This window comes from Mycobacterium sp. SMC-16, assembly GCF_046250085.1.
GTDB lineage: Bacteria > Actinomycetota > Actinomycetes > Mycobacteriales > Mycobacteriaceae > Mycobacterium > Mycobacterium phocaicum.
Map to the genome: position 1 here is coordinate 2967619 of NZ_CP176427.1, position 23373 is coordinate 2990991.

Sequence of the window (23373 nt, forward strand, 5' to 3'; positions counted from 1 at the left end):
GTGTTCAGCTACCACCGCGTTCGGCGGCGGGAACCTCGGCCAGCGCACAGTGATAGTGGTGGTTCTGGGGTTCCTCGGCCGGTTCTTCGGCGAGCAGATCGTTGGAGATGGTGGCGAACGCGAGCACGCCACCGAGGGCGGCAAGGCCGGCTGAAATCAGCATCGCCGTGTGGAAGCCGGCGGTGATCGCGGCGGGCGATCGGAAAGCGTCGCCCGTCAGCCCGGACAGCGGGGGCAGCAAGGCGACGGCCAGCAGCCCCGCGGTGCGCGCCACCGCGTTGTTGACTCCGGAGGCGACGCCGGCGTGGCGCTCATCAGCGGCGGCGAGGGCGGCGGCCGTGACGGGAGCGACCGTCGCCGCGAGTCCCAACCCGAAGACGACCACGGCGGGCAGTACGACGGTGCCGTATGAGGCGCCCGGGCCGATCCGCGTCATCAGCACCATGCCGGCCGCGATCACGAGCGGGCCGATGGTCAGTGGCAGTCGCGGGCCGATGCGCTGGGCGAGTGCGCCAGATGCCGACGACAGGGCCAGCATGATCGCAGTGACCGGGAGCGAGGCGGCGCCGGCCGCGACCGGGGAGTAGCCGAGCGCGGTCTGCAGCACGACCACGAGCAGGAAGAAGACCCCGCCGAGTGCGGTGTACACGACGAAGGTCACCGCGTTGGCACTCGTGAACTGTCGTGAGGAGAAAATGCCAAGCGGCAGCATGGGATTCGCGGTGCGCCGTTCGATCACGACAAATGCGACCATTGCGACGGCACCGAGCACCCCGGCCGCGAGCACGACCGGAGAATCCCAACCGCGGTTGGGCCCTTCCACGAAGGCGACCGTCGCGCCGGCCAGCCCGGCAGTCGCCGTCGTCGCGCCGGCGTAGTCGAGGCGGCCGGCGCTCGACGGGGCGCGACTCTCGGGGACGTGGCGCAGTGCCAGCCAGGCGACCAGAGCGCCCAGCGGCACGTTGATGAGAAAAATGGCGCGCCAACTGATCGCTTGTACGAGGTAACCGCCGAGCAGCGGGCCGATTGCCGCGGCGACCCCGCCCAGCGCCGACCATGCGCCGATCGCCTTGCCGCGGTCGGCCGGCATGAACACCGACTGGATTATGGCGAGGCTGCCCGGCGTCAACAGCGCACCGCCGACGCCTTGCAAAGCCCTTGCGGCGATGAGCATTTGGGCGGTTGGCGCCAGCGCACAGATCGCTGATGCCACCGCGAACCATGCCACACCGACGACGAAAATCCGCTTGCGGCCCAACCGGTCACCGAGGCTGCCCGACAGCAGGATCAAGGCTGCCAGCGTCACCGAGTAGGCGCTGACCACGAGCTGCAGCCCGCCAACTTCGGTGTTCAGGTCGTGGCCGATCGCCGGCAGCGCCACGTTGACGACCGTCGCGTCCAGCTGGGCCATGCCGGATCCCAGCACCGTCGCGGCGAGGATCCAGCGCCCCGCCGCGCTGCTGAAACGTACGCCCGAGGAGGTGTTTGCGAGCATCGAAGTCCCCATTGAATCGCTGACGTGCCGTGAGCACCAACCTACCGCGCTGGAAAGTGATTACCTGGCAAAGATTTCCACACGTTTGAAGTGTCGGTCTGCCCGCTACAATCACGACCGCCAGACCCAGCCCGCGTTACACCATCCGGCCATATTGTTGCGTCTACGCATGCTCTAATGGTCCTCATGGCAGGTTTGACGGAGGGGAGCGTCGATCCGGCGTTCGCCGCTGTGCGAGATATCTTCGAAGCGAGCTTCGCCGACGGACAGAACTGGGGCGCGGGCGTTTCTGTCGTGATCGATGGCAGGCCCGTTGTCGACCTGTGGGGCGGCATCGCTGACCCGCGCACGGGACGGCGCTGGCAGCGCGACACGGCTTGCGTCACCTTCTCGTGTACCAAGGCGGTGACCGCGACGGCCGCGCTGATGGTGGCGGAGCTCTACGGTGTCGACCTCGAAGCACCTGTGGTGACGTGGTGGCCCGAGTACGGCGCGGCGGACAAGAGCCACACCACGGGGGAACAGCTGCTCTCGCACGCCGCCGGTCTACCCGCTGTGGAGCGCCCCGTTTCGATCGAGGAAGCTGCCGATCCGGAACTGATGGCCGGTCTGCTCGCCGCTCAACAGCCCCTGTGGGAACCGGGATCGAAGCACGGCTATCACGCGTTGACGTTCGGTTGGCTCGCCGGCGAGATCGTCCGACGGCACGCCAAGAGGACGGTGGGTGAGTTCGTGCGATCGCACATCAGTGGAGATCTCATGATCGGCACCAGTAGCGCCGCCCTCGATGGCATCGCCCGGACCGGCTTTCCCGACGCGAGCGAACAGCAATGGGCAACGGACACCGCCGCAATCCCCGCCACCACGGTCGCACGCCTCGTCGAGGCATACCGCGATCCGCAATCCTTGTTCACCCGCGCGACCGCCAATCCACCTGCGCGCTACAACCATCCCGGTGTTCTGGCGGCCGGCTGGCCGGCGAGCGGACTGATAACCACTGCGCGTGCACTAGCGGATTTCTATGCGCTTCTGAGCGCCGGGGAGCTGTTGCCTCCGGAGAATCTGGCTGACGCAATCCGTTTGCGGCACAGCGGTTCTGATGCCGTCATGGTTCTCGATTCCAGCTACGGCCTGGGGTACATGCGGCCGTCGCAGTTGTTCTCGTTCCCCGATAACGCCGGACCCGGAGCGTTCGGGCATCCTGGCGCCGGCGGCGCGTTCGCGTTCGGTGACGTCGACAATCAACTGGCGTTCGCGTTCGTGCCCAACCTCCGTCGCGACGCGCTCGCCGGGGATCGTCGTGCAAACGATCTCGTCGAAGCGACCTACGCCGCACTGTAAACGCGTTGCTCAGCCAGGAGTCGCATCCCGCCGCCGGCCGAGTTGCCGGAAGCCCGGGTGCACGGCCGGCGTCAGACCTTGCTGGTCGGCGACGGCGGCGAGCAGTTCGCCCAGCGTCTTGCGTTGTTGACTGGACAGGCCGGCGGTCAGGTCTTGTTCGTGCTCACGAGCGATCTCCGAGAGCGTCCGCATCAACTTCTCACCCGATTTGGTCAGATACAACGCGTACAGGCGCCGGTCGGTCGGGTTGCGCCGGCGTTCGACCTCGCCCCGGGACTCGAGCTCGTCGAGATATACGACCACTCTGCTGGGCAACAAACCCAGCAGCGTGCTCAGTTCCTGCTGACTGAGGCCCGGCTGAGTGGCGATCATCCGCAGGATGCCGGCATGCGGGGGAGTCAGCTTCACGGCCTCGAGACGTTCGGCGAACAACTGAGCGGCGTGGTGGCCGAGCTGGGCAAGCAGGAATGCGACACCGCCCCGCTGCTGGGCGCCGGAAGCTGATGACATGGACGAACAATACATGGCCGAAACCGTTCAATTCGTGAATGAGGTTGACGCATCTAATTCACCAAGAATATCGTTCAATACATGAACGATTACGCGCACGATGGACCACCGGTGCCAAGCCGGGCGCCCCAACAGAGCGGGCCGCCGCTGTGGCTTCTTGGCACGATTTCACTCGGCCTGCTGCTCTGCGGCGTCATATTGGGTGTCGCGCTTGGCGGCACACCGCCGCTGCCGTACCAGAATTCAGCGGCAGTGCAGGATTACTTCCGCGCGCATTCGTCGTCGGCACAGGTGGGCGCGGTGTTCGTCTTCGGGGCGTCGGTGCCGCTCCTGATCTACGCCGCCACGGTCAGCGCACGGCTGCGGCAACTCGGCGTCACCGCGCCCGGTGCCACCATCGCCCTGGCCGGCGGGGTACTGGCTGCTGGGGGATTGGGGCTGTCGAGCATGCTGCTGTGGACGCTATCGCGGCCGGAGATCATCACCGACGGCCCACTGATCAATGCGCTCTACTATTTGGTGTTTCTCACCGGCGGCGTGGCACACGTCGTGATGCTCGGACTGTTGACAGCAGGCATCGCGGTCCCGGCGCTGATCCTGCAGCTGGTACCGCGACCCGTGGCGTGGGCCGGCCTCGGGATTGCCGCGGCCGCCGAGCTCGCGACGATTGTCCTCATCTGGCCGCCGGCCTCGCCCCTCCTGCCGCTCGCCAGGTTCTCGGCGCTGATCTGGCTTGTCACCGTTGGCGTTCTGCTCCCGAAGCGACGTGCCGCCCGCAACCGGCGAGAGCACGCAGTCCCTGGCGGGCCGTCATGAGACTCAGCGTCAGCGTCACCAACTTCTCGTGGCCGCAGGGGCCGACCGCGATCCGCGCAAACCTGGCCTCGGTTGCCGAAATCCTCGATGGCACAGATGTTCACACGCTCTGGGTGGCCGATCATCTGCTGCAGGCCGACCCGGCCGGCCGACTGGATGAACCGATGCTGGAGGCGTACACCACCCTCGGCTTCCTGGCGGCCTCGACCGCGGAGCTACGGCTCGGAACACTGGTCACCGCAACAACATTTCGCGACCCGGCGGTGTTGATCAAAGCCGTCACCACCTTGGACATACTGTCCGGCGGGCGAGCCTGGTTGGGGCTGGGCGCCGGCTACAACGCCGACGAGGCACGAGCGCTCGGGCTGTTCCTGCCACCGACCGGCGAACGATTCGACCGCATGGGCGAGCTCCTCGCGCTGGCCCGCCGCATGTGGGACGGCGACGAATCCCCTTACGAGGGGCGCTACTACCGTGCTGAGCACCCCATCGGCCGGCCGCTGCCGATCAGGCGGCCGCCCGTGTTGATCGGCGGCACCGGCGAGCGCCGCACCTTGCGCATGGTCGCCGAGTACGCGGACGCCTGCAACCTTTTCGATATCCCCAACGGGGAGAGCGTGATTCGCCATCAACTCGAGGTGCTGGAGCGGCACTGCGCCGAGATCGGGCGGCCGCCTGAGGAGATCGAACACACCCTCACAACGGCTTTGACTCCCGGCGAGACGGCCGACGACCTGGCCGAACGTTGCCGGAATCTGGCGGGGCTGGGAATTGAGCACATTGTCGTGATCGCCCGCGGCCGGCCGTGGACACCCACCGAGCTCGACGTCGTGGTCAGGGCTGCGGGTCAGCTGGCGAGAGTCTCGGCATCAGCCCGGGCGCACCGGTGAAGGTCCCAGAGAGACAGGCAAATAGCTGATCCCTCGCAGCAGAGTGCTGTCGTTCGTGGCCGGCGTACCAGCGAGAGCCAGACGCGGGAAGCGCTCGAACAGCGTCTGCAGGCCGATCTGCAGTTCCATGCGTGCCAGGGGAGCGCCGAGGCACACGTGACTGCCGGTGCCGAAGCTGACGTGATCGCGGGCGTTGTCGCGTGCGGCGTCGAATTGGTCCGGGCGTTCGAACACGGCTGGATCGCGGTTGGCGCCGGCGAGGAGCAGGAAGACGGCGGTCCCCTTGGGCACCGGGTATCCGCCGACCTGAACTTCCTCAGTCGCCACTCTGACTCCGATCTGGGAGACGGAGTCGTAGCGCAGCATCTCCTCGACGGCGTTGGGCCAGCCCTCCGGATGGGCTCGGAGTCGCTCCAACTGGTCGGGATGATTGATCAGCGCCACCACGGCGTTGCCGAATTGATGTGCCGTAGTGAGGAATCCGGCGCCGAGAAGAAGGCCCGCGAACGTCCTGACCTCGAAGTCGGAGAGTTCGGTGTCCTGGACGACGGCGGACAAGATGCTGTCGCCGGCGCTTGCGCCGCGGAGGTGCTCGATGTGGGTGGCAAGGTAGGTCTCGAGCTCGCGGAGCGCTGCGACGGCGGTCTGGAAGTTACGCCACGACGGTGCTGTGGTCGTGATCAGCTTGGAGGTCGACTCACCCATCTCGTAGAGGTAGGGCGCCTCCGCGCGGGGAATGCCCAGCATGTCCGCGATGATTTCGATGGGGATCCGGGACGCATAGGCTACCGCCAGATCGCATTCGCTGCCGCCGTCGTCCAGCTCGTTCAGCAGCCTTTCGGCGACGTCGTGGATGCGGTGCCGAAGCCCGTCGATGGCTTTCGGGGTGAATGCCCGGGATACCAGGCGTCGCAGCCGGGCATGGTCGGGTGCGTCGACCATCAGAAGTGACGGCGGCTCCACTGGATTGATCACGCCGGGATTGGTCTTCTCGAAGAGCCGCTGGACAGTGCGGAACGGCGATCGATCGGTTGGCTTTGCGGTTCGGTACCTGTTGTCACGCAGGATTTCTCGGGTGATCTGGAGATCTGCGGTGACCAGTGCGTTGCCGCCGAATATTGGCGACATGCGGCCCTGTTCGCGAATCTGCTCGATAAGGTCATACGCGCGATCATGCTGACCGTCGTCGAGCAGCAATCGGGCAAATGGGTCTCCGCGGCGTGAAAGCAGCTTCAGTGTCGCGCGGGGGAGCCCGTACCCCATCAGCCAGTGTGCCCGGGTCTTCATATCCAGATTCACGTCGTTCGCCCCCGCCGATCGCCTACCGCTCAGGCTAGACCGAAAAGCCGCCCGCATCGCCCAGGATCGAAATCATCGGTAGTAGCCATCACTGGCCAGGATCTCGACGCCGCGCCAACCCCAGTAGACGCGGTGGGCCTGGATCAAGCCGTCCTCGATCTCCATGACCTCGACGAAATCCATCTGCTGACCGTCCGGCGTCTCGCGGGGATACTCCCAGGTGGCACGGTGGCCGTCGGTGAAGAAGGCGGCGCGGAAGTAGTGTCGCTCGTCCGGGGTACGGGCCACCACCTCGGTCAGGAAAGGCCGGAGCTCCGTGTGGCCCCGGCAGACCCCCGGGCCGCCCAAGATGTGCGCTGCGACAGGGCTTTCCAGCGTCGCGTCCGGTGCGTAGCACGCCAACAGTGCCTCGACATCGTGGTTCGCCAACGCTTCTTCCCAAGCACGTGTCACTGCTTCGATGCCCGGACGATCGACTTCGTCAGAGTTTTCAGCGTTCATGGATCCAGAATGCGCCGCCGATACTTCGGCGCTGGCCGAAGTGGCGGCACCTCCGAATCGCATGACGAAAAATGGTTGGCCGCGGTTGGCGGCCGCTGATACTTTCTTGGCAGGCCAGGCAAGAGGACGAGGAGGTGGTACCCGTGAACGTATCGACGTGGGTGCTCCTCACCAGGGCCACAGTCGGGCGATAGGTCGTCCCGGGAGCGCCGTCTCACGAGCACTCCCGAAAGGCACGACCATGCACTTCATTTCCGAACATCATCTTGAGGGCGGCGGCGTCGAGCGCACCTTCAGTCTCAACGACATCCCGGGCATCCTGTGGACGCCCGAAGCTTCACCCGCACCCTTGATCCTGCTGGGTCATCCCGGCGGTCTGCATCAGATGTATCCGCGACTCGCGAACCGCGCCCGCGACGCGTTGGCGCACGGTTTCGCCGCTGCCACCATCGAGCTGCCGGGAAGCGGTGATCGCCCCCGCCTGGCGGATCTCGAGCGGGCCCGCGCCGATCTGCACCGGGCGCTGGGCGCGGGCGAGCCGGTCGACGACATCGTCGACCGGCTCGTCATCCCGTTGGTCGATACCGCCGTCCCGGAATGGCAGTCCGTGCTCGATGCTCTCCTCGCGCTGCCCGAGATCAGCGGTCCGGTCGGCTTCTCCGGCGGGGTGCTGGCCATCGGTATCCGGTTGGCCGTGGTCGAGCCGCGCATCGTTGCCGCGGGTTTGTTCGCCGGCAGTTTCGTACCCCGCGCCATGTTCGACGAGGCCCGTCGAATCACGATTCCCCTGCACGTCCTGCTGCAGTGGGACGACGAATCGAATGACCGCCAGATGGCGCTCGACGTGTTCGACGCTTTCGGCTCACGAGAGAAGACGTTGCAGGCCAACATGGGTGGGCACACGGGCGTCCCCTCGTTCGCCGGGGAGGACGCGGCGCGTTTCTTCGCTCGACACCTCACACCGGGCGGCGCGCGGTGCTGAAGTGCCTCCGTTATGGTCGTGACCGGGCCGGGGCATCAGCTGCAACATGACGCGCACCACACCGAAGACGTGAGGGGAACCTATGGACACGAGCACGTACCGCCGCACCACCATCGCCGGCCTGGCCGCCGTCGCACTGGCCGTTGCCGGCTGCAGCAATGGCACGAGCATCGGTGTGTCGGCTCAGGAACCGCAGGTCGCCTTGGTCGTGACGTCCGAAGTTCCGGCGCCGCCCGCCGAAGTGAAGCTCATCGGTGAGCGGGACGTCGAGGTCACGCTGACCGGCCCGATCGCGGCAAAGTACGCGTCGGCGAGCGACAAGCAGAAGTCGGCTCTCGGCAAGCCCCTGACCGGTGACCACAACGCCGGAACCCGCGACAGCGGCGTCGTCTTCCAGCAGTTCCAGGGCGGCGCCATCGTGGCCAAGAACAGCCAGCCGGGCACGCCCGCGTACATCATCTGGGGCAAGATCCGGGAGGCCTGGAATGTCCAGCGCGATGCGGACGGCGTGCCCGCGGCCACCGGCACCAACGGCTCGGCCGGCCCCCTGGGCGTCGTCACCAGTGACGAGACGCCTGTCGGCGATCAACTCGTCGCGACGTTCGAGCACGGCAAGATCACGTACAACACGAAGACCGGTCAGGTCGAGGTGACGGTCAACGGCAAGGTCGTCCCGTCCGGGCTGTAGAACGCGACGCTCAGCTCGATGACGCCAGGATCTGTGCGCTTCACCCCAGGATCGCCCGCGCAGCGCGTTCGGCGATCAGCATCACCGGCGCGTTGGTGTTCCCGGACGTGATGGTGGGCATCGCCGACGCGTCGACGACGCGCAGACCCGCGACGCGATACACCCGGCAGTCGGTATCGAGCACCGTGGCTGCTGAACGCGGAAGACCTTGTGTGTCAAAGGCTCCCATCGCACAGGTGCCCACCGGATGGAAGATGGTCGTGCCCAGCTCGCGGGCTGCCTGCTGCAGGTCGTCGTCACTGGCCACTTGCGGGCCGGGAAGCAGCTCGTCGGGCCGGTAGCGCGCGAGGGCCGGCGCCGCCATGATCTCCCGGGTCATCCGGAGGCCCTTGACCGCGGCTTGGTGGTCGGCTTCGGTCGACAGGTAGTTGCACATGACCTTCGGGTTCGTCAGGGGATCCGCGCTGGCGATCCGCACATGACCCCGCGAGGTGGGGCGCAGATTGCACACCGAGGGAGTGATCGCCCCAAAAGAGTGCAGCGGGTCGCCGAACTTGGGCAGGGACAAGGGCTGCACGTGCCACTCCAGATCCGGACTGGCCAGTGCCGGATCGCTTTTCGCGAAGGCCCCCAACGTCGACGGTGGCATGGTCATCGGTCCGGAGCGCAGCGCCAGGTACTGAAGCCCCATGCCGCCACGAGTGACCAAGTTCCGGTACAGCGTGTTGACCGTCCGGGCGCCCTGGATGCGGTACACCGTGCGCAGCTGCAGATGGTCCTGGAGGTTCTCGCCGACGCCGGGCAGGTCGACGGCCACCGGCACGTGATGCTCGGTGAGCAGCCCGGCCGGACCCAGACCAGAGGCCTGCATGAGTTGCGGTGACCCGATCGCGCCGGCGCTCAGGATCACCTCATGCCGGGCGTGGACATCGACGATCTGGCCGTATTTGCGCAGCCGCACACCGGTGGCACGGTGTCGGGCGGTGGTCCAGGCGCCGCGACGCTGATGCTCCTGGACGCCGTCGTCCATCAGCAGCTGCACGGCCTGGCTGTCGGTATAGACGGTGAGGTTGGGCCGGCGGGCGATGGGATGCAGGAACGCGTCGGCCATCGACCAGCGTCGGCCACGCTTCTGGTTGACGTGGAAATACGCGCTGCCGGAGTTGTCGCCCCGGTTGAACTCGTCGATCGGTGCGATGCCCACCTCGGCAGCGGCCGCTTGCCAGGCGTCCAGGATCTTCCAGCGCACCCGTGGCCGCTCGACGCGGATCTCGCCGCCGACGCCGTGCCACTCGTCGGCTCCGCCGAAGTAGTCCTCCAGCTGCTTGTAGATCGCCAGCGTCTCGCCGACGCCGTCGGAGCCACCCCAACGCCAGCGATCGTCGCCGGTCGCCTGCGCCCAGAGGTCGTAATCGCTGGCCTGCCCCCGCATGTGGATCATGGCGTTGATCGACGAGCACCCGCCGATGACGCGGCCGCGTGCGTAGTGGATGCTGCGGCCGGCCAGACCCGGGTCGGCCTCGGTGGCGAAACACCAGTCGGTGCGAGGGTTGGCGATGGTGTACAGGTAGCCCACCGGCACCTTGATCCAGAACCAGTTGTCCCTGCCGCCTGCCTCGATCAGCAGCACCCGGTGATCGGGGTTGGCGCTGAGCCGATTGGCGAGCAGACAGCCGGCACTGCCTGCTCCCACGATGACGAAGTCGAATTCGGCAACTGGGCTCATTCCGGAATCGGTCCTCCAGGGCGTCGGATTGGTGTCTCAGTCTGCGTTATCACCATCCGGTCCGTACACATCCCGCCGCTGAGCCCACGGCGGTGTCGCGGCGCTCGCCCGGTTGGCTATCTCCGACGCGGCGACATTCCCAGTTTGCACCCCTGGCAACCTGGATGAACATGTGATGCAATCATTCGTCAGCAAATGTGCGCCGCGCAGCGATCAGCGGCTGCGAGGGTTTGACGACTGCGGACGTCCAGGTAACCCGTTGGGGGGAGATGCACCATGCGTTGGGTCAAGCAATGGTGGCGTCAGTCCGATCACTACGACTGGCTCATGGGGTACGTGAAGTTTCGTGGGCTGTCAGGCCTCGTTCGCACGATGATCGCCGCCGTGGCCATCATGAGCACCTTCATCCCGATTGCGCTGATGACGGTTCCCGAGGGACCGGTCGGCGTCGTCCCGCGACTGGTCACCCGCGCGGCCACCGTCGGGTTGGTGCTCGCCGGCCTCATCTGGGTTGTCGGGCTGCCCAGCCGACGACGGTCGACGATCTTCGCCGCGATGGTCACGGCCTGTATCGCCGCCGTTGCGCTGTCCTGTAGCGACCCGGCCGTCGCCATCCTGGTCTGTACCACGTTCGGGATACCTGCGGCGTACGTCGCATTCACCCACCGGGCCATCCACGCGGCCTTCAACTTCCAGGTGGCGATGATCGTCGCGACGGTCGAGGCCGTCCGACTGACCACGTCCGGCCGACCCGTCCTCGCGGTGTGCGCAGTGTGGTTGGTTTTCGTTCTCACGGTGACGGTGCCTGCCAGCATTCAGATCGTCGTCCACGCCCTGGTGACCGACCTCATCCGGGCGGACTGTGATCCACTGACATTCCTGCTGAACCGGCGTGGTTTCGGCATCAAAGCCCAGGAGCTGATCCATCGGGACCGGGGCACGTCCGCACATCTCATGGTGACGGTGATCGATCTCGACGGGTTCAAGCTCCTCAACGACAGCCGTGGCCACCTGTTCGGTGACCGTGCGCTGATCGCCGTGGCCGACATCCTCCGGAAGCAGGCCAGCCATGATGCGGTGATCGGCCGCAGCGGTGGTGATGAGTTCCTGATCGCCGACACCACGCACCGACCCCATCAGTCGTCGGCCGCCGAACGCCTGCGTGCGGCGATCGCCGCCACTCCGTATGCCATCACCGCCAGCGTCGGAGTGGCAACGATCGCGCTCTCAGATGTCGACGACTCCGCTGCCGCCACGATCATCGACGACCTGGTGATGTCGGCAGACCTGGAGATGTACGTGGCGAAACGCTTGGGCGGCAACGCATCCAGGCACGCTGACGGTTCGCACGGACAGACCGCCGTACGTCTCGCGGAGTAGCCGCCCTTTCTCAGAGTTGACCGACTCCGTCCGTATCGACGGGGTTCACCCGGGACACCACCAGCGGGTCGGCCGGAGTGAAGGGGAACGTCGGCAGGTCATCGATGTGGGTGTTGAATGCCGCGGCCAGGACCTCACGCGAATAGGCGCTGGCAGAGGCTTTGAAGCCGATGTCGGCGGGGAACGGCTGGTCGAAGAAGATCAGGAAATGCCAGTCGTCGGCGCCGATGTTCTCGATGTGGTGGGGGTAGGCGCGGGGGATGAAATACATGTCTCCGGTGGTGAGGTTCCACGTGTCCAGGGTCCCGTCCGGATTCATGATGGTCATGCGCGCGTCGCCGTGCTGCACGTAGCCCATCTCCGCGGTGACGGGATGCCAATGTGGTTCGCGCATACCGCTTTCGGTGACGCGCAGCGAGTACATCGAGATGTCCTTCAGCGCAGGCCAGAACTGGTCACGGGCGAAGCGTGCGTTCCCGCTGGCGTAGTTGAGACCGGGCGCTTGGGCCTCGATGTCGAACTTGTGCGGGTCGTTGAAGTGAGCAGCGGCAGGGATACTCGGGTCGCCGGTGCGGGCTGCCAGTTTGTGGTCGACGGTGCTACGGCGGATCTTGCTGATGTCGGACGACGGCAGGTCGTACGTATTGCCCAACACGGCGTCGGTGAACGCCCCGAAGGTGGCGCCCAGCCCGAAGTCCTCCGGACGTTCGTTGCGGAAGGCGATGATGAACTCGGCGACGTCGGTACCGATGTTCTCGATGTGGTGCAGCGCACCGGAATCGATGTGGAACATCTGCCCTGCGGTGACGATGAAGTTCGAGAACACACTGTGGTTGTCCAGGACCGACACCAGCGCGGTTCCCGAGACGCAGTAGGTGAGTTCGTTGGCGTTGGCGTGCCAGTGGGGCGTGCGCATGGCCCCCGGATTGAGCAACAGGCGCTTGATCGACAGATTCTTCAGAATCGGCATGGCATCAGCGGTGACCCGGCGCATCGAGCCGTGTTCGGATTCCTCGACGATCTCGCCGTCGAGTAGCGAGACGGTGTGGCTGCTGCGGGCGATGGACGTTGTCATGCGGAGCCTCCTCGTTGGTCAAGCGGATACAGGTCAGTGTTGTCGGCGGGGAGCGTGCCGTCATGGACGGCGGCGGTAATCCGTGGTGGCGGCGAGCGCTACCTCAGGTATTCCTGCTGGCGGTAAGGCTCGTATCACCCGGATTGAGCAGAACCCTTGGTGACCGCCGACCGACTTGCTAACTTCCGGCGGTGCGCTACATACGAGGAGCCGTCCTGCCGGTGTTGCTGCTCGTCGCTCTGATACTGGCGGCGTGCGGATCGCCGAGTAGCAAGGACGGCGAGAATCCGGTCAAGGCGGCGGGCGTGCTGCGCGTCGGCACCGAAGGGGTGTATTCACCGTTCAGCTACCACGACCCGGCCACGAACGAGCTGGTCGGATACGACGTCGACGTCGCCAAGGCCGTCGCCGGCAAGCTCGGTGTGCGTGTCGAGTTCGTCGAGACGCCGTGGGACTCGATCTTCGCCGCGCTGGAGGCCAACCGATTCGACGTCGTCGCCAATGAGGTGACGATCAATCCCGAACGCAAGGCGAAATACGACCTCTCCGAGCCGTATTCGGTGGGGGAGGGCGTGATCGTCACGCGTGCGGACGACAACTCGATCAAGTCGCTCGACAACCTGAAGGGCAAGGTCGCCGCCGAGAACGCCACCAGCAATTGGTCTGAGGTCGCCCGAAAAGCCGGGGCCCGTGTCGAGACCGTGGAGGGCTTCACCCAGGCCATCAAGCTGCTCAACCAGGGGCGCGTCGACGTCGTCGTGAACGACAGCATCGCGGTGTACGCCTACCTCGCCGAGACCGGGGACAAGTCGGTCAAGATCGCCGCCAACACCGGCGAGAAGAGCGAGCAGGGCTTCGCCGCCCGGAAGGACAGCGGGCTGTTACCCGATCTGAACAAGGCGCTCGACGAATTGCGGGCCGACGGCACTCTGGCCCGGATCTCGCAGAAGTACCTCAAGGCCAACGCATCTGGCGGACCCGACACCGACCGGGCGCAGCATGTGGCGCGCTCGACATGGGCGCTGATCGGGGACAGCCTCGTGCCGTTGGCGAAGGCCGCAATGACCAAGACCATCCCGCTGACGGTGATCAGCTTCGTGATCGGTCTGGTGATCGCGTTGGCGGTGGCGCTGGCACGGTTGTCGTCGAACGTGGTTCTTGCCAACGTGGCGCGGTTCTACATCTCGATCATCCGCGGTACTCCACTGCTGGTGCAGCTGTTCATCGTGTTCTTCGCGCTGCCGGAACTGGGTGTGAAGATCGATCCGTTCCCTGCCGCCATCATCGCGTTCTCCCTGAACGTCGGCGGTTACGGGGCGGAGATCATCCGCTCGGCCATCCAGAGCATTCCCAAAGGTCAATGGGAGGCCGCCGAAACCATCGGCTTCAATTATGTTGGCGCGCTTCGGCGCATCATCCTGCCCCAGGCCGCCCGGGTGGCGGTGCCGCCGTTGTCGAACACGTTGATCTCGCTGGTGAAGGACACGTCGCTCGCCTCGACGATCCTGGTCACCGAACTGCTGCGGCAAGCTCAGATCATCGCGGCGCCGACGTTCGAGTTCTTCGCGTTGTACGGCACCGCCGCGGTGTACTACTGGGTCATCTGCCTGGCGCTCTCGTTCGGCCAGGGTCGTATTGAACGCCGGCTGGAAAGGTATGTGGCGCGATGACAGAGAACCGCGTGGTCGCCGAGGGCGTCCACAAAGCCTTCGGCGACAACAAGGTGCTCAAGGGAGTTTCGTTCACCGTCGAGCAGGGCACGGCGACGGCCATCATCGGGCCGTCCGGATCGGGCAAGACGACGCTGCTGCGCACGCTGAACGCCCTCGACCGGGCTGACGCCGGGGTCATTCGGGTGGACGATATCGAAATCGACTTCTCCACGCCCACACCGAAACCCGAGGTGCGCCGGTTCCAGTCCCGGAGCGGCTTCGTGTTTCAGAACCACAATCTGTTCCCACACAAGACGGTCCTGCAGAACGTGACCGAGGGCCCGGTCATCGTGCAGAAGCGGCCCAAAGCGGAAGCAGAGGCCGAAGCCGTCACGCTCCTGGAGCAGGTGGGGCTTGCCGCCAAAAAGGACCAATACCCGTATCAGCTGTCCGGCGGGCAACAGCAGCGCGTCGGCATCGCCCGGGCGCTCGCCTTGAAGCCGAAATTAGTGCTGTTCGACGAGCCGACGTCGGCGCTCGATCCCGAACTCGTCGGCGAAGTGCTCTCGGTGATCAAGGATCTCGCGGTCGAGGGGTGGACCATGGTGATCGTCACCCACGAAATCCAGTTCGCCAGGCAGGTTTCCAATCAGGTGCTGTTCACCGATCAGGGCATCATCCTGGAGCGGGGCACGCCCGACGAGGTGATCGGCAACCCGAAGGAAGAGCGCACGCGGCAGTTCCTGGACCGCATCCTGAATCCGCTGTAGCGCGATTCAGCTCGCGATCACGCACCATCCCGCCATGCGACCACCTCTTTGAGCGAGGTCAGGTCGTAGTTGTTGTCCGCTGTCAGTTCGGTCTGGAACAGCGTGACGCCGGCCTCACGGAAGGCATCGGCAGCCTGGGCGTTCGTCCACAGCGTCGAGCGTTCGATGTCAGATCCGTTGCGGCCGAATGTCGCTGCCAGCTCGTCGACGCGGTCGCTGGATTTGCGGAACGCCTCGATGTCCTGGAATGCGTGCCAGATGTCGGCGTGCCGGGCGACGGCGGGTAGGGAGCGCTTGGGCCCGGTGCCGCCGATGAGAATCGGAATCTTGCGGACGGGCGGCGGAATCAGGGCGGCGAGCCGGTTCTCGATGCGGATCAGGCTCTCGTCGAACATGTCGAAGCGCGAACCGAAGGTGCCGAAGTCGTAACCGTAAGTGGTGTAGTCCTTTTCGTACCACCCGGCGCCCAGACCGAGGATGAGGCGACCACCGCTGATGTGGTCGACGGTGCGCGCCATGTCGGCCAGCAGATCCGCGTTGCGGTAGCCGACACCGGTGACGAGGAGCCCGATCTCGGCATGTGAGGTGATCTCGCCCCACGGAGCGAGCGCGGTCCACCCCTCGAAGTTCGCGACGTCGGGCTGGTCGTCGAACAGGACGGGCTTGCCGTCGACGATGGCCTTCATCGCCGGGCGATGGAAGTGGTCGTAGCCGAAGATCACGTCGACACCGAGGTCGTCGGCGGCCACGACGGCGTCGCGCCAGGTGGCGTAGTCAGGCGTGCCGCCGGGCTGGATCTGTACAGCGACGCGGACGGGACGAGTCATGGATGCTCCTTGGTCGGGGAAGGGGCGACTCTTGAGCCAAGGTCCCCGCGTGCGGGTTTATTCCGGGTCAGGCGTTTCCAGCCTTGAAGTGGTTGGTGCACCTCGTCTTTGGGGAGGTCATGGCCGGTCAGGTCCACGCTCATGCGCAGGCGGTTTCGGCCACGGTGCCCTCGGGTACCCAGCCGAGCGGTGCCGCCAGACGCGGCGGCGCAGGCAAGGAGTACACCATGCGCGCTGAGGAAGGCGATGAATCGATCGCCGAACTGGCTGACTACGCCGAGCAGGCCGAACAGAATCTGGACGAGAGTATTGCGCCGCTCGAGGGCAAGAAGGTGGCGATCCTCGCCACCAACGGCGTCGAGCGCCGAGAGCTGCAGGAGCCCCGAAATGCGGTACAGGCCGCCGGTGCCAGCACCGAATTGATCTCGCTGCAAGAAGGCTCCATCGACATGCGTGACAACGACCTGAAACCCGGCGGCACCGAGCCCGTGGAACGCCTGGTAGGTGACATCACACCGGACGAGTTCGACGCGCTGCTCATTCCGGGCGGCACGGTGAACGCCGACAAACTGCGCACCGACGACAAGGCGGTCAAGTTCGTCCACGACTTCGTCGAATCCGGCAAGCCGGTCGGCGTCATCTGTCACGGTCCGTGGACGCTGATCGACGCCGGCGTCGCCAAGGGCCGGACGCTGACGTCGTACCCCAGCCTTCGGATCGATCTGCAGAACGCCGGAGCGACAGTTGTCGACCGCGAGGTCGTCATCGACGGGAATCTGATCTCCAGTCGTGGCCCCGATGACCTACCGGCGTTCTCGTCGGCCGTTGTGGAAGCGCTCGCCGGCACCTGACATCAGGCTTACTGAGCGCTGTCGTCCGGCGAAGAGTCTCCGCTGGAACCGATCGCGGACATGTCGGCGTAGCGGGCCCCGGTCACTGCGTTACCCGCATCCCCGAGCGCGCTCACCTGCTCGGCGGTCAACGTCACCGACAACGAGGCGAGGTTTTCGTCGACCCGCGCGGCGCGGCGCGTGCCCGGAATCGGGACCGCCGCAACGCCGAGGTCGTCGGCGCGATGACGCAGCCACGCCAACGCAACCTGTGCCGGCGTCGCTCCGACCGTGGCGGCGACCGACACCACGGCGTCGACGACCGCCTGATTGGCCTCCAGCGCTGATCCGGCGAAGCGCGGCATCGTGCGCCGGAAGTCGTTCTCGCCCATATCGGCCGCCGACCGCACGGAGCCCGTCAGGAAGCCGCGGCCCAGCGGAGAGAACGGAACGATACCCACGCCGAGCTCGGCAGCGGTGGGGACGATGACGGACTCGATGTCGCGGGTCCAGACCGACCACTCGCTCTGCAGCGCGGCGATCGGGTGCACCGCGTTCGCGGCGCGCAGTTCGGCCGCGCTGACCTCAGACAGCCCGAGGTGACGCACCTTGCCGGCCGCGACCAATTCGGCCATCGCGCCGACGGTCTCCTCGATCGGCACGGCTGGGTCGCGCCGGTGCAGGTTGTACAGGTCGATCACGTCGGTCTGCAGGCGCTGCAGGCTCTCGTCGATGCACTGGCGTACGTAGGCCGCGTCGCCCCGCGGACTGATGCGACCCTGCGCGCGGCCGGCCGGATTGCCCTGGATGCCGAACTTGGTCGCCAGCGTGACCTCGTCGCGGCGGCCGGCGAGCACACGAGCGATCAGCCGCTCGTTGTCCCCGTCTCCGTAGATGTTGGCGGTGTCGATGAAGGTCACCCCGGCGTCGATGGCGTGGTTCAGCGTCGCCAGTGATTCATCCTCATCGATGGCTCCGCCGTACACCGGTGTCAGCGCCATTCCTCCGAAACCCATTGCACTGGTGGCCAATTGGTCGCCGAGCAAGACCGATTCGGGCATGTGTCATCCTCCTCCAGGTTCGATGGGCGTCCTAGAGTCCAACCTGAGGCATCGCGAATCTGTTCCGCGGATCGGCCGGCAATGGTGGGTGACAGCGAGCGAGAACCCCCGTCGCTATCGGCGTCGATTGAGAGTGTTGCGCAGTTGTTTGGCCAGATCCCGGTTCTCGATCGGCTTGCCGAGGTAGGGCGCTATCGCGCGCGCGATTCGCACCACCGCGAGAGGGCGCGGCGGGATCTTGTAGAAGTGGTTGCCGATGATCAGCCATCCGCCACCATCGCCGGCGACGCCGCCGAGGATGTCGCCGACGAGGTCGGGCACGTCGGGGAAGTGGCGAACGTGGTCGCCGATCACGGACACCGAGTCGTCGCCGAGATTGGTGACATAGATTCGCTCTTCGTCGGAACTGACCGCGAGAGCCCACGCATCTTCGCCGACCTCGAGCGTTTCGGTGACATCGTTGGTGGCGGCGTTGATCACCTGCAATGAGCCGGGGCCGGGGTAGCCACGGTTGGTGATGTAAACCCGGGCGCCGTTGGGGCTGACCGCAACGCCGATCGGTGAGTTCCCCACAGGGATGGTCTCGGTGACGGTATTGGTCGTCGAATTGATCACCGAAACCGTTCCGATGGGAGCCGCGTTGGTGACGTAGACGCGGGAACTGTTGGGGCTGACGGCAACACCGCTGGGCAAATCACCCACCTCGACGGTCTTGATCACCGTATTGGTGGCGGTGTTGATCACCCACACGGAACCGTCCAGGTCCCAGTTCGTGACGTACGCGCGCGCACCGTTCGGGCTGACCGCGACGCTGTGGGGATGTCCGTCGACGGGGATCGTCGCCGTGACCGTGTTGGTAGCCGTGTCGATCACCACGACGTCTCCGGACGTCGCCGGACTATGGGCCGCGGCGACATAGGCACGAGCGCCGTTGGGAGTGAGCGCGATTCCGCCCGCGAAGTCACCGACGGGAATGTTCGCTGTGATGGTGTTGGTGGCGGTACTGATCACCGAGACCGTGCCGGCGTTCTCGATCGTGACGTAGGCACGTGTGCCGTCGGGGGAGATCGCCACCGAGTCGGGGAGGTCCCCGACGGGAATGGTGGTGGTGACCGTATTGGTCACGGTGCTGATGACCGAGACGGAGTCGCCGCCGCCGTTGAGGACGTAAGCGCGGCCACCATCGGGAGTGAGTGCTACCCGACTCGGGGAGCCGCCGACAGGGATGGTCTTGATGACTTCGAGCGTCATGGCTTGCCTTCCGGTCGAATCGAATTGACCTGACCCAGCGCCAGCCAAGCTACAACAGGGAGATGCGCTCGACACCCGAATGGCAATACTGCCGACGACGATGAGTTGTCGGCGCCGCAGCGGTCTCAATGTAGACAAGGGCAATCGCATGAACCGACCGACGGAACGGAACTTGACGTGGCACGAACGAATCTCTCGATGTCGATCTCGGCCGACTGGTATGTCGCCGGGCCCCATCAGAGCGAAGAGAATCCGATAGGGGTGGGCGGGCTCGACCTCCATGATTGGCATATCGGTGCCACCAGAGATCACCCCCTCAACCGGCAGGTGATGTCCGAGATGCTGGACGGCATGGGCGCAACCATCATGGGGCGCAACATGTTCGGACCGATTCGTGGGGAATGGGACGGCTCGGACTGGCAGGGCTGGTGGGGTGACACTCCGCCGTATCACTGCCCGGTCTTCGTGCTCACGCACCACGCCCACGACCCGATCGAGATGAAGGGCGGTAAGACATTCCATTTCGTCACCGACGGCATCGAATCCGCGTACGCACAGGCGCAGGCGGCTGCCGGCGGGAAGGACATCTCGATCGCCGGCGGCGCATCGTGCGCACGCCAGGCGATCAAGGCGGGCTTGGTGGACGAGATCGACCTGCAAGTGTCGGCGGTCATCCTCGGTTCGGGGGAGCGCTTGTTCGACGGATTCCGGCCCGGCCTACCGAAGATGGAGCTCGTGCGGGTGCTGCAGGCCCCCGGCGTGGCTCATCTGCGCTACCACGTCACCCGATCACCTGAAGGAAGCTGAGATGTCGACATCGGAGTGGGAAGGCACCGTCGTCAAGAAATCCCGGGCGCTTCTCGACGGGGCGAATCTCTACCGGCGCCTGCGCATTCGGCGCGACGACGGGCAGACGATCACGGTGCGCGTCGACCGTGCGACGTGGAAGGAGCTATCCGTCGGGGACAGGGTGAGCAACACCGCGGGAGGGCGGTTCGTAAAAGACGTAGGTCGGGAGTGAGCGCCGCAGACGCGGTGAGTGTTTACCTGTGGCGGGCCGGGGGTAGCCGGTCGGAGTTCAAGCGTGTTTGCAATCACCACCGCGACGACGGGCGGACCAAGGTCGTCCTCAAACCGCCATGGCCGGCCGACCTCGCCAGACACCATCGAAGGAGGAGCCGGCGAGCACTCCCACCGATCACCCAGCACCTGTACGCAGCGGCTTCTGACTCATTCTGGCACCGACCTGATGCGTTACGCACCAAGCGGATTGAGCTGATCGGCGGTGGCGTCGTCGGCCGCGGTCGAGTTGCTCAGATCCGCGTACCGTTCGTCAGAAACGAGCAGGTCGCGCCCGGCCGCGGTGGCGTACCGGTAGGCATCTGGGCCGACCAGCAAGCGAGCCGGCGGAGTGTCCATCTCGACGATGTCGAGCAACAGCGCCGCGACCTTTACCGGATCGCTGGCGCCGAGGTTGGCGGATTGGCTCAGCTGCGCCGCGGCTCCCACTGTGTCCCTGTACTCGTCGCGTACCGGGGCGATGCGCATCGACGAGCCCGACCAATCGGTACGCATGCCACCGGGCTCCAGCACCGTCACCTTGATGCCGAGCGGAGCGACCTCCTGTGCGAGGACCCCGGAGTAGCCGGTGACGGCCCACTTGGAGGACTGATAGGCAGCCAGGCCCGGCCGCGCCAAACGTCCACCGACGGAGGATATTTGGACGATATGGCCCGCACGCTGCCTCCGCATGATCGGAAGCACGGCCTGGGTGAGCCGTACGACGCCGAAGAAGTTCGTCTCGACCTGGGCGCGGAAGTCGTCGACGTCAACGTCTTCGACGGCAGCCATGTTGGCGTACCCGGCGTTGTTGACCAAAACGTCGAGGCGACCCCAGCGTTGGATTGCGGTGTCGATGGCACTGCGGACCTGCTCGTCGTCGGTGACGTCGAGCGGGACAACGGCCAGACGCTCAGGTTCACGGGCAGCGAGATCGTCGAGCGCTGATACCGAGCGAACACCCGCGACGACGTGATGCCCGGCTGCCAGCGCCGCTTCGGCGATGGCGCGCCCGAGACCGCGGGAAGCTCCGGAGATGAGGAAGACATGCGACATGACAGTGACCTTTCTTTGTTGACTGGTGGTTTCAGTTGACGTTGCGGATGGTGCCGCCGTCGACGCGGAGATCGGCACCGCTGATGTACGCGGCATGGGAGCTGGCGAGGAAGCAGACCGCGGCGGCGATCTCCTCAGGACGGCCGAGTCGGCCGATGTCGTTGGGGAACCATGTTGTGGCCGCGGCTTTTTCAATGTCTTCCCAGGAGGTTCCCCAGCCGTGCACGGCGCCGGCCTGCAGCACCATGGCCCGTGTGCTGTCGGTGAGGATGGCTCCGGGCGCGACGATGTTGGCGGTGACGCCGGTTCCGGACAACTCGCGGGCGAGCGAGACGGTCAAGTTGTGTCGCGCAGCCAACGTGGCGCTGTAGTGCGGCTGCTGGGCGACCGGTTGAACGGCGAGACCACCGCCGATCTGGATGACCCGGCCCCAGCCCCGTCGGCGCATGCCCGGGACAAGATGGTCGATCATCCGCACGACGGACACGACGTTGGTCTGGTGGATTCTCGCCCACTCGTGGGTGGTGAGTTCCGCCCAGGACGAACCGTCGTAGTCGCCGGCATTGTTGACCAGGATGTCGATCTCGCCCGCGGCATGCGCGACGGCTGCGGCGCCTTCGTCGGTCGAGAGGTCGCCGAGTACGGCGACCGCTTCACCGCCGTTGGCGCCGATCGCGGAAACGACCGCTTGCGTCCGGTCGGCGTCACGTCCGTGTACCACCACGGACGCGCCCTCTGCAGCCAGCATCTCAGCGATCGCGCGACCGAGACCCGCACTCGAACCGGTGACCAATGCGCGCTTGTGCCTCAATCCGAGCTCCACCCGGGTCCTCCTTGTCTACATCTGTATACCTTCGATGTATACGAACGTAGACTTAGGCGGGTTCATTCCTGCTTCGAAGCTCAGACTCGCGAACCGCCGATGAGCGCGGCGATGGCCGGCTCAAGCACCCTTTCGATGTCCGCGGGCTTGCTTTTGCGAAGCGCGCTCGTCCCGACCACGCCGCGCATCATGAGCATTCCGCTGATCAACGCGAGCAGGATCTCGCCGCGCAGATTCTGATCGGGCGAGTCGAGTTGCCGAGCCAGCCGGGCGCCAACGTGGCGTTCGATGGCGTCGCGCACGATCGTCGTGGCGACCGGGCTCGAGGCGGACCTCAGCATGATCATGAACGGCGGTGGCGCATCGTCGCCGGATCCGGTCCTCGCCACCAGGGCCCGGACAGTGTCAGCGACCAGATCGTCAGATCGCTCTCCGATGAAAGTGGGTGTGGCAAAGGACGTTTCGACCGCCTCGGCGAACAGCCCTTCCTTCGAGCCGAAGTACCTGTTGACCAGCATGGCGGTCACGCCGGCGTCGTGCGCGATCTGGCGGACGCCCACGCCGTCGTATCCGGCGCGGGCGAAATTCTGGATCGCCGACCGCAGGATCGCCTCACGGGTAGCGGCCGCATTGCGCGTAGGCGAAGTGGATGTGGCCATGTGGGTATCTCCTCCCGGCGATGCACCAAGCATCGTTATTGAAGCGGGGAACTCGCGATCGGCTGCAGCGTTTGCGTGTGCGTCGCGACGATGAGCGACGTATCGAAATGCCGGTGGTCCTCGACGAAGTCATCGCTTGCGCGGTAACTCTCGGCGAGGCGGCGGGGATCGCCGCCCGCATAATCGACGAGTGCGATGACGCGAGGCTCGCTCGACTCGGGGTCCGTCCAGACGCCGCGCACAGTGATGCCGTACTTGCGCAGCGTGCGAATGTGGCGAGGCCAGAAGTCCGAGACGTAACTCTCCAGCGCGGCGGCGTCAGTCAATGTGTAGGTTCGCAACTCCACGCGGCAAGTCTACAGTCGTCGATTCGGCTGGATGTCGTTCTCGCCGACGGGGTGCGCCGGACGCGGGGGCTCCGCGATCCAAACGACGCGATGCGCTTCTTTCGGCGTCGAGGATTGGAAGTCTCGATCTCGGGGAATAACGCAACGACAGCCGAGAGGGAGGCAAACATCACCATGAGATTGACAGCTGACACGAGCATCCGCCCGCAATCGCGAGCATCGTGGCGTAGGCACTCAGCCTGGATCGGCCTGATCGCCGGCGTCGCGGTACTTCCTCTCGCCACGGGATGCGACACCGACGAAGGCAGCAAAACGACAACGACCAACTCGACGAC

At 65.7% G+C, this 23373-nt stretch carries 24 protein-coding genes; 11 read left to right on the forward strand and 13 right to left on the reverse strand.

Annotation, left to right across the window (positions count from 1 at the left end):
• Window positions 1-4: 4 nt before the first annotated feature.
• A complete protein-coding gene (locus tag ACJEIK_RS14380) occupies window positions 5-1495 on the reverse strand; it encodes a DHA2 family efflux MFS transporter permease subunit (protein WP_409431629.1) in 1491 nt (496 codons plus the stop codon).
• Window positions 1496-1681: 186 nt separating this feature from the next.
• Between ACJEIK_RS14380 and ACJEIK_RS14385 the strand changes: the two genes are divergently transcribed.
• Window positions 1682-2836, forward strand: a complete 1155-nt coding sequence (locus ACJEIK_RS14385) for a serine hydrolase domain-containing protein (protein WP_409431630.1) — start codon at window positions 1682-1684, stop codon at window positions 2834-2836.
• Window positions 2837-2845: 9 nt separating this feature from the next.
• On the opposite strand, the gene ACJEIK_RS14390 is transcribed toward ACJEIK_RS14385, so the two are convergent.
• Window positions 2846-3346, reverse strand: coding sequence for a MarR family winged helix-turn-helix transcriptional regulator (locus ACJEIK_RS14390; protein WP_135356205.1), 501 nt, complete (start codon window positions 3344-3346; stop codon window positions 2846-2848).
• 81 nt (window positions 3347-3427) lie between these two features.
• Here ACJEIK_RS14390 and ACJEIK_RS14395 point away from each other — a divergent pair, with 81 nt between their 5' ends.
• Window positions 3428-4162, forward strand: a complete 735-nt coding sequence (locus ACJEIK_RS14395; protein ID WP_409431631.1) for a hypothetical protein — start codon at window positions 3428-3430, stop codon at window positions 4160-4162.
• On the forward strand, window positions 4159-5052 hold the full coding sequence (locus ACJEIK_RS14400; protein ID WP_409431632.1) for a TIGR03560 family F420-dependent LLM class oxidoreductase: 894 nt from the start codon (window positions 4159-4161) through the stop codon (window positions 5050-5052). Before ACJEIK_RS14395 ends, ACJEIK_RS14400 begins: the two co-directional genes overlap by 4 nt.
• On the opposite strand, the gene ACJEIK_RS14405 is transcribed toward ACJEIK_RS14400, so the two are convergent.
• Both ACJEIK_RS14405 and ACJEIK_RS14410 read right to left on the reverse strand, forming a co-directional pair.
• A complete protein-coding gene (locus ACJEIK_RS14405) occupies window positions 5032-6339 on the reverse strand; it encodes a cytochrome P450 (protein ID WP_409431633.1) in 1308 nt (435 codons plus the stop codon). The two genes, ACJEIK_RS14400 and ACJEIK_RS14405, sit on opposite strands and share 21 nt — an antisense overlap.
• Before the next feature lie 84 nt (window positions 6340-6423).
• Window positions 6424-6852, reverse strand: a complete 429-nt coding sequence (locus ACJEIK_RS14410; RefSeq protein ID WP_409431634.1) for a nuclear transport factor 2 family protein — start codon at window positions 6850-6852, stop codon at window positions 6424-6426.
• A gap of 241 nt (window positions 6853-7093) precedes the next feature.
• On the opposite strand from ACJEIK_RS14410, the gene ACJEIK_RS14415 reads away from it, so the two are divergent.
• Together ACJEIK_RS14415 and ACJEIK_RS14420 are read left to right on the forward strand one after the other, a co-directional pair.
• Window positions 7094-7834 (forward strand): alpha/beta hydrolase family protein, encoded by a 741-nt coding sequence (locus tag ACJEIK_RS14415; protein ID WP_409431635.1) that lies wholly within the window; start codon window positions 7094-7096, stop codon window positions 7832-7834.
• Window positions 7835-7916: 82 nt separating this feature from the next.
• Window positions 7917-8522: an LGFP repeat-containing protein gene (locus ACJEIK_RS14420; RefSeq protein WP_061006493.1), complete on the forward strand. Its 606-nt coding sequence runs from the start codon at window positions 7917-7919 to the stop codon at window positions 8520-8522.
• A 40-nt stretch (window positions 8523-8562) separates the two neighbouring features.
• On the opposite strand, the gene ACJEIK_RS14425 is transcribed toward ACJEIK_RS14420, so the two are convergent.
• Complete coding sequence (locus ACJEIK_RS14425) at window positions 8563-10248, reverse strand: GMC family oxidoreductase (RefSeq protein WP_409431636.1); 1686 nt, start codon at window positions 10246-10248, stop codon at window positions 8563-8565.
• 276 nt (window positions 10249-10524) lie between these two features.
• On the opposite strand from ACJEIK_RS14425, the gene ACJEIK_RS14430 reads away from it, so the two are divergent.
• On the forward strand, window positions 10525-11628 hold the full coding sequence (locus ACJEIK_RS14430) for a sensor domain-containing diguanylate cyclase (protein ID WP_061006495.1): 1104 nt from the start codon (window positions 10525-10527) through the stop codon (window positions 11626-11628).
• A gap of 10 nt (window positions 11629-11638) precedes the next feature.
• Here the strand turns inward: ACJEIK_RS14430 and ACJEIK_RS14435 are convergent, their stop codons facing one another.
• Window positions 11639-12703 carry a cupin domain-containing protein gene (locus tag ACJEIK_RS14435; RefSeq protein WP_061006496.1) on the reverse strand — a complete coding sequence of 355 codons (1065 nt, stop codon included), beginning with the start codon at window positions 12701-12703 and terminating at the stop codon, window positions 11639-11641.
• Between the two features lie 191 nt (window positions 12704-12894).
• Between ACJEIK_RS14435 and ACJEIK_RS14440 the strand changes: the two genes are divergently transcribed.
• Both ACJEIK_RS14440 and ACJEIK_RS14445 read left to right on the forward strand, forming a co-directional pair.
• Complete coding sequence (locus ACJEIK_RS14440; protein WP_082934712.1) at window positions 12895-14373, forward strand: ABC transporter permease subunit; 1479 nt, start codon at window positions 12895-12897, stop codon at window positions 14371-14373.
• Window positions 14370-15125, forward strand: coding sequence for an amino acid ABC transporter ATP-binding protein (locus tag ACJEIK_RS14445; protein WP_061006497.1), 756 nt, complete (start codon window positions 14370-14372; stop codon window positions 15123-15125). The genes ACJEIK_RS14440 and ACJEIK_RS14445 overlap by 4 nt, the downstream gene beginning before the upstream one ends.
• A gap of 17 nt (window positions 15126-15142) precedes the next feature.
• Here the strand turns inward: ACJEIK_RS14445 and ACJEIK_RS14450 are convergent, their stop codons facing one another.
• A complete protein-coding gene (locus ACJEIK_RS14450) occupies window positions 15143-15952 on the reverse strand; it encodes an LLM class F420-dependent oxidoreductase (RefSeq protein ID WP_064859159.1) in 810 nt (269 codons plus the stop codon).
• 227 nt (window positions 15953-16179) lie between these two features.
• On the opposite strand from ACJEIK_RS14450, the gene ACJEIK_RS14455 reads away from it, so the two are divergent.
• Window positions 16180-16803 (forward strand): type 1 glutamine amidotransferase domain-containing protein, encoded by a 624-nt coding sequence (locus ACJEIK_RS14455; RefSeq protein WP_234789662.1) that lies wholly within the window; start codon window positions 16180-16182, stop codon window positions 16801-16803.
• A gap of 8 nt (window positions 16804-16811) precedes the next feature.
• Here ACJEIK_RS14455 and ACJEIK_RS14460 read toward each other — a convergent pair whose 3' ends face one another.
• Entirely contained in the window at window positions 16812-17843 is a 1032-nt protein-coding gene (locus ACJEIK_RS14460; RefSeq protein WP_064859158.1) for an aldo/keto reductase, read from the reverse strand.
• A gap of 114 nt (window positions 17844-17957) precedes the next feature.
• On the reverse strand, window positions 17958-19094 hold the full coding sequence (locus tag ACJEIK_RS14465; RefSeq protein ID WP_064859157.1) for a YncE family protein: 1137 nt from the start codon (window positions 19092-19094) through the stop codon (window positions 17958-17960).
• Window positions 19095-19271: 177 nt separating this feature from the next.
• On the opposite strand from ACJEIK_RS14465, the gene ACJEIK_RS14470 reads away from it, so the two are divergent.
• Both ACJEIK_RS14470 and ACJEIK_RS14475 read left to right on the forward strand, forming a co-directional pair.
• Window positions 19272-19901, forward strand: a complete 630-nt coding sequence (locus tag ACJEIK_RS14470) for a dihydrofolate reductase family protein (RefSeq protein WP_064859156.1) — start codon at window positions 19272-19274, stop codon at window positions 19899-19901.
• A 1-nt stretch (window position 19902) separates the two neighbouring features.
• On the forward strand, window positions 19903-20115 hold the full coding sequence (locus ACJEIK_RS14475) for a hypothetical protein (RefSeq protein WP_064859155.1): 213 nt from the start codon (window positions 19903-19905) through the stop codon (window positions 20113-20115).
• A 233-nt stretch (window positions 20116-20348) separates the two neighbouring features.
• On the opposite strand, the gene ACJEIK_RS14480 is transcribed toward ACJEIK_RS14475, so the two are convergent.
• The 4 genes from ACJEIK_RS14480 to ACJEIK_RS14495 form a co-directional block, all read right to left on the reverse strand.
• On the reverse strand, window positions 20349-21209 hold the full coding sequence (locus ACJEIK_RS14480; protein ID WP_064859154.1) for an SDR family NAD(P)-dependent oxidoreductase: 861 nt from the start codon (window positions 21207-21209) through the stop codon (window positions 20349-20351).
• Between the two features lie 31 nt (window positions 21210-21240).
• Window positions 21241-22032, reverse strand: coding sequence for an SDR family NAD(P)-dependent oxidoreductase (locus ACJEIK_RS14485; RefSeq protein WP_061010194.1), 792 nt, complete (start codon window positions 22030-22032; stop codon window positions 21241-21243).
• 80 nt (window positions 22033-22112) lie between these two features.
• Window positions 22113-22691 (reverse strand): TetR/AcrR family transcriptional regulator, encoded by a 579-nt coding sequence (locus ACJEIK_RS14490; RefSeq protein WP_064859153.1) that lies wholly within the window; start codon window positions 22689-22691, stop codon window positions 22113-22115.
• Window positions 22692-22726: 35 nt separating this feature from the next.
• Window positions 22727-23038, reverse strand: a complete 312-nt coding sequence (locus ACJEIK_RS14495) for an NIPSNAP family protein (protein ID WP_064859152.1) — start codon at window positions 23036-23038, stop codon at window positions 22727-22729.
• Between the last annotated feature and the right edge of the window lie 335 nt (window positions 23039-23373).

Coding starts and splice junctions, on each gene's coding strand:
- ACJEIK_RS14380 (WP_409431629.1), bottom strand. CDS start 1,495: ATGCTCGCAAACACCTCCTCGGGCGTACGTTTCAGCAGCGCGGCGGGG.
- ACJEIK_RS14385 (WP_409431630.1), top strand. CDS start 1,682: ATGGCAGGTTTGACGGAGGGGAGCGTCGATCCGGCGTTCGCCGCTGTG.
- ACJEIK_RS14390 (WP_135356205.1), bottom strand. CDS start 3,346: ATGTCATCAGCTTCCGGCGCCCAGCAGCGGGGCGGTGTCGCATTCCTG.
- ACJEIK_RS14395 (WP_409431631.1), top strand. CDS start 3,428: ATGAACGATTACGCGCACGATGGACCACCGGTGCCAAGCCGGGCGCCC.
- ACJEIK_RS14400 (WP_409431632.1), top strand. CDS start 4,159: ATGAGACTCAGCGTCAGCGTCACCAACTTCTCGTGGCCGCAGGGGCCG.
- ACJEIK_RS14405 (WP_409431633.1), bottom strand. CDS start 6,339: ATGAAGACCCGGGCACACTGGCTGATGGGGTACGGGCTCCCCCGCGCG.
- ACJEIK_RS14410 (WP_409431634.1), bottom strand. CDS start 6,852: ATGAACGCTGAAAACTCTGACGAAGTCGATCGTCCGGGCATCGAAGCA.
- ACJEIK_RS14415 (WP_409431635.1), top strand. CDS start 7,094: ATGCACTTCATTTCCGAACATCATCTTGAGGGCGGCGGCGTCGAGCGC.
- ACJEIK_RS14420 (WP_061006493.1), top strand. CDS start 7,917: ATGGACACGAGCACGTACCGCCGCACCACCATCGCCGGCCTGGCCGCC.
- ACJEIK_RS14425 (WP_409431636.1), bottom strand. CDS start 10,248: ATGAGCCCAGTTGCCGAATTCGACTTCGTCATCGTGGGAGCAGGCAGT.
- ACJEIK_RS14430 (WP_061006495.1), top strand. CDS start 10,525: ATGCGTTGGGTCAAGCAATGGTGGCGTCAGTCCGATCACTACGACTGG.
- ACJEIK_RS14435 (WP_061006496.1), bottom strand. CDS start 12,703: ATGACAACGTCCATCGCCCGCAGCAGCCACACCGTCTCGCTACTCGAC.
- ACJEIK_RS14445 (WP_061006497.1), top strand. CDS start 14,370: ATGACAGAGAACCGCGTGGTCGCCGAGGGCGTCCACAAAGCCTTCGGC.
- ACJEIK_RS14450 (WP_064859159.1), bottom strand. CDS start 15,952: ATGACTCGTCCCGTCCGCGTCGCTGTACAGATCCAGCCCGGCGGCACG.
- ACJEIK_RS14455 (WP_234789662.1), top strand. CDS start 16,180: ATGCGCGCTGAGGAAGGCGATGAATCGATCGCCGAACTGGCTGACTAC.
- ACJEIK_RS14460 (WP_064859158.1), bottom strand. CDS start 17,843: ATGCCCGAATCGGTCTTGCTCGGCGACCAATTGGCCACCAGTGCAATG.
- ACJEIK_RS14465 (WP_064859157.1), bottom strand. CDS start 19,094: ATGACGCTCGAAGTCATCAAGACCATCCCTGTCGGCGGCTCCCCGAGT.
- ACJEIK_RS14475 (WP_064859155.1), top strand. CDS start 19,903: ATGTCGACATCGGAGTGGGAAGGCACCGTCGTCAAGAAATCCCGGGCG.
- ACJEIK_RS14480 (WP_064859154.1), bottom strand. CDS start 21,209: ATGTCGCATGTCTTCCTCATCTCCGGAGCTTCCCGCGGTCTCGGGCGC.
- ACJEIK_RS14490 (WP_064859153.1), bottom strand. CDS start 22,691: ATGGCCACATCCACTTCGCCTACGCGCAATGCGGCCGCTACCCGTGAG.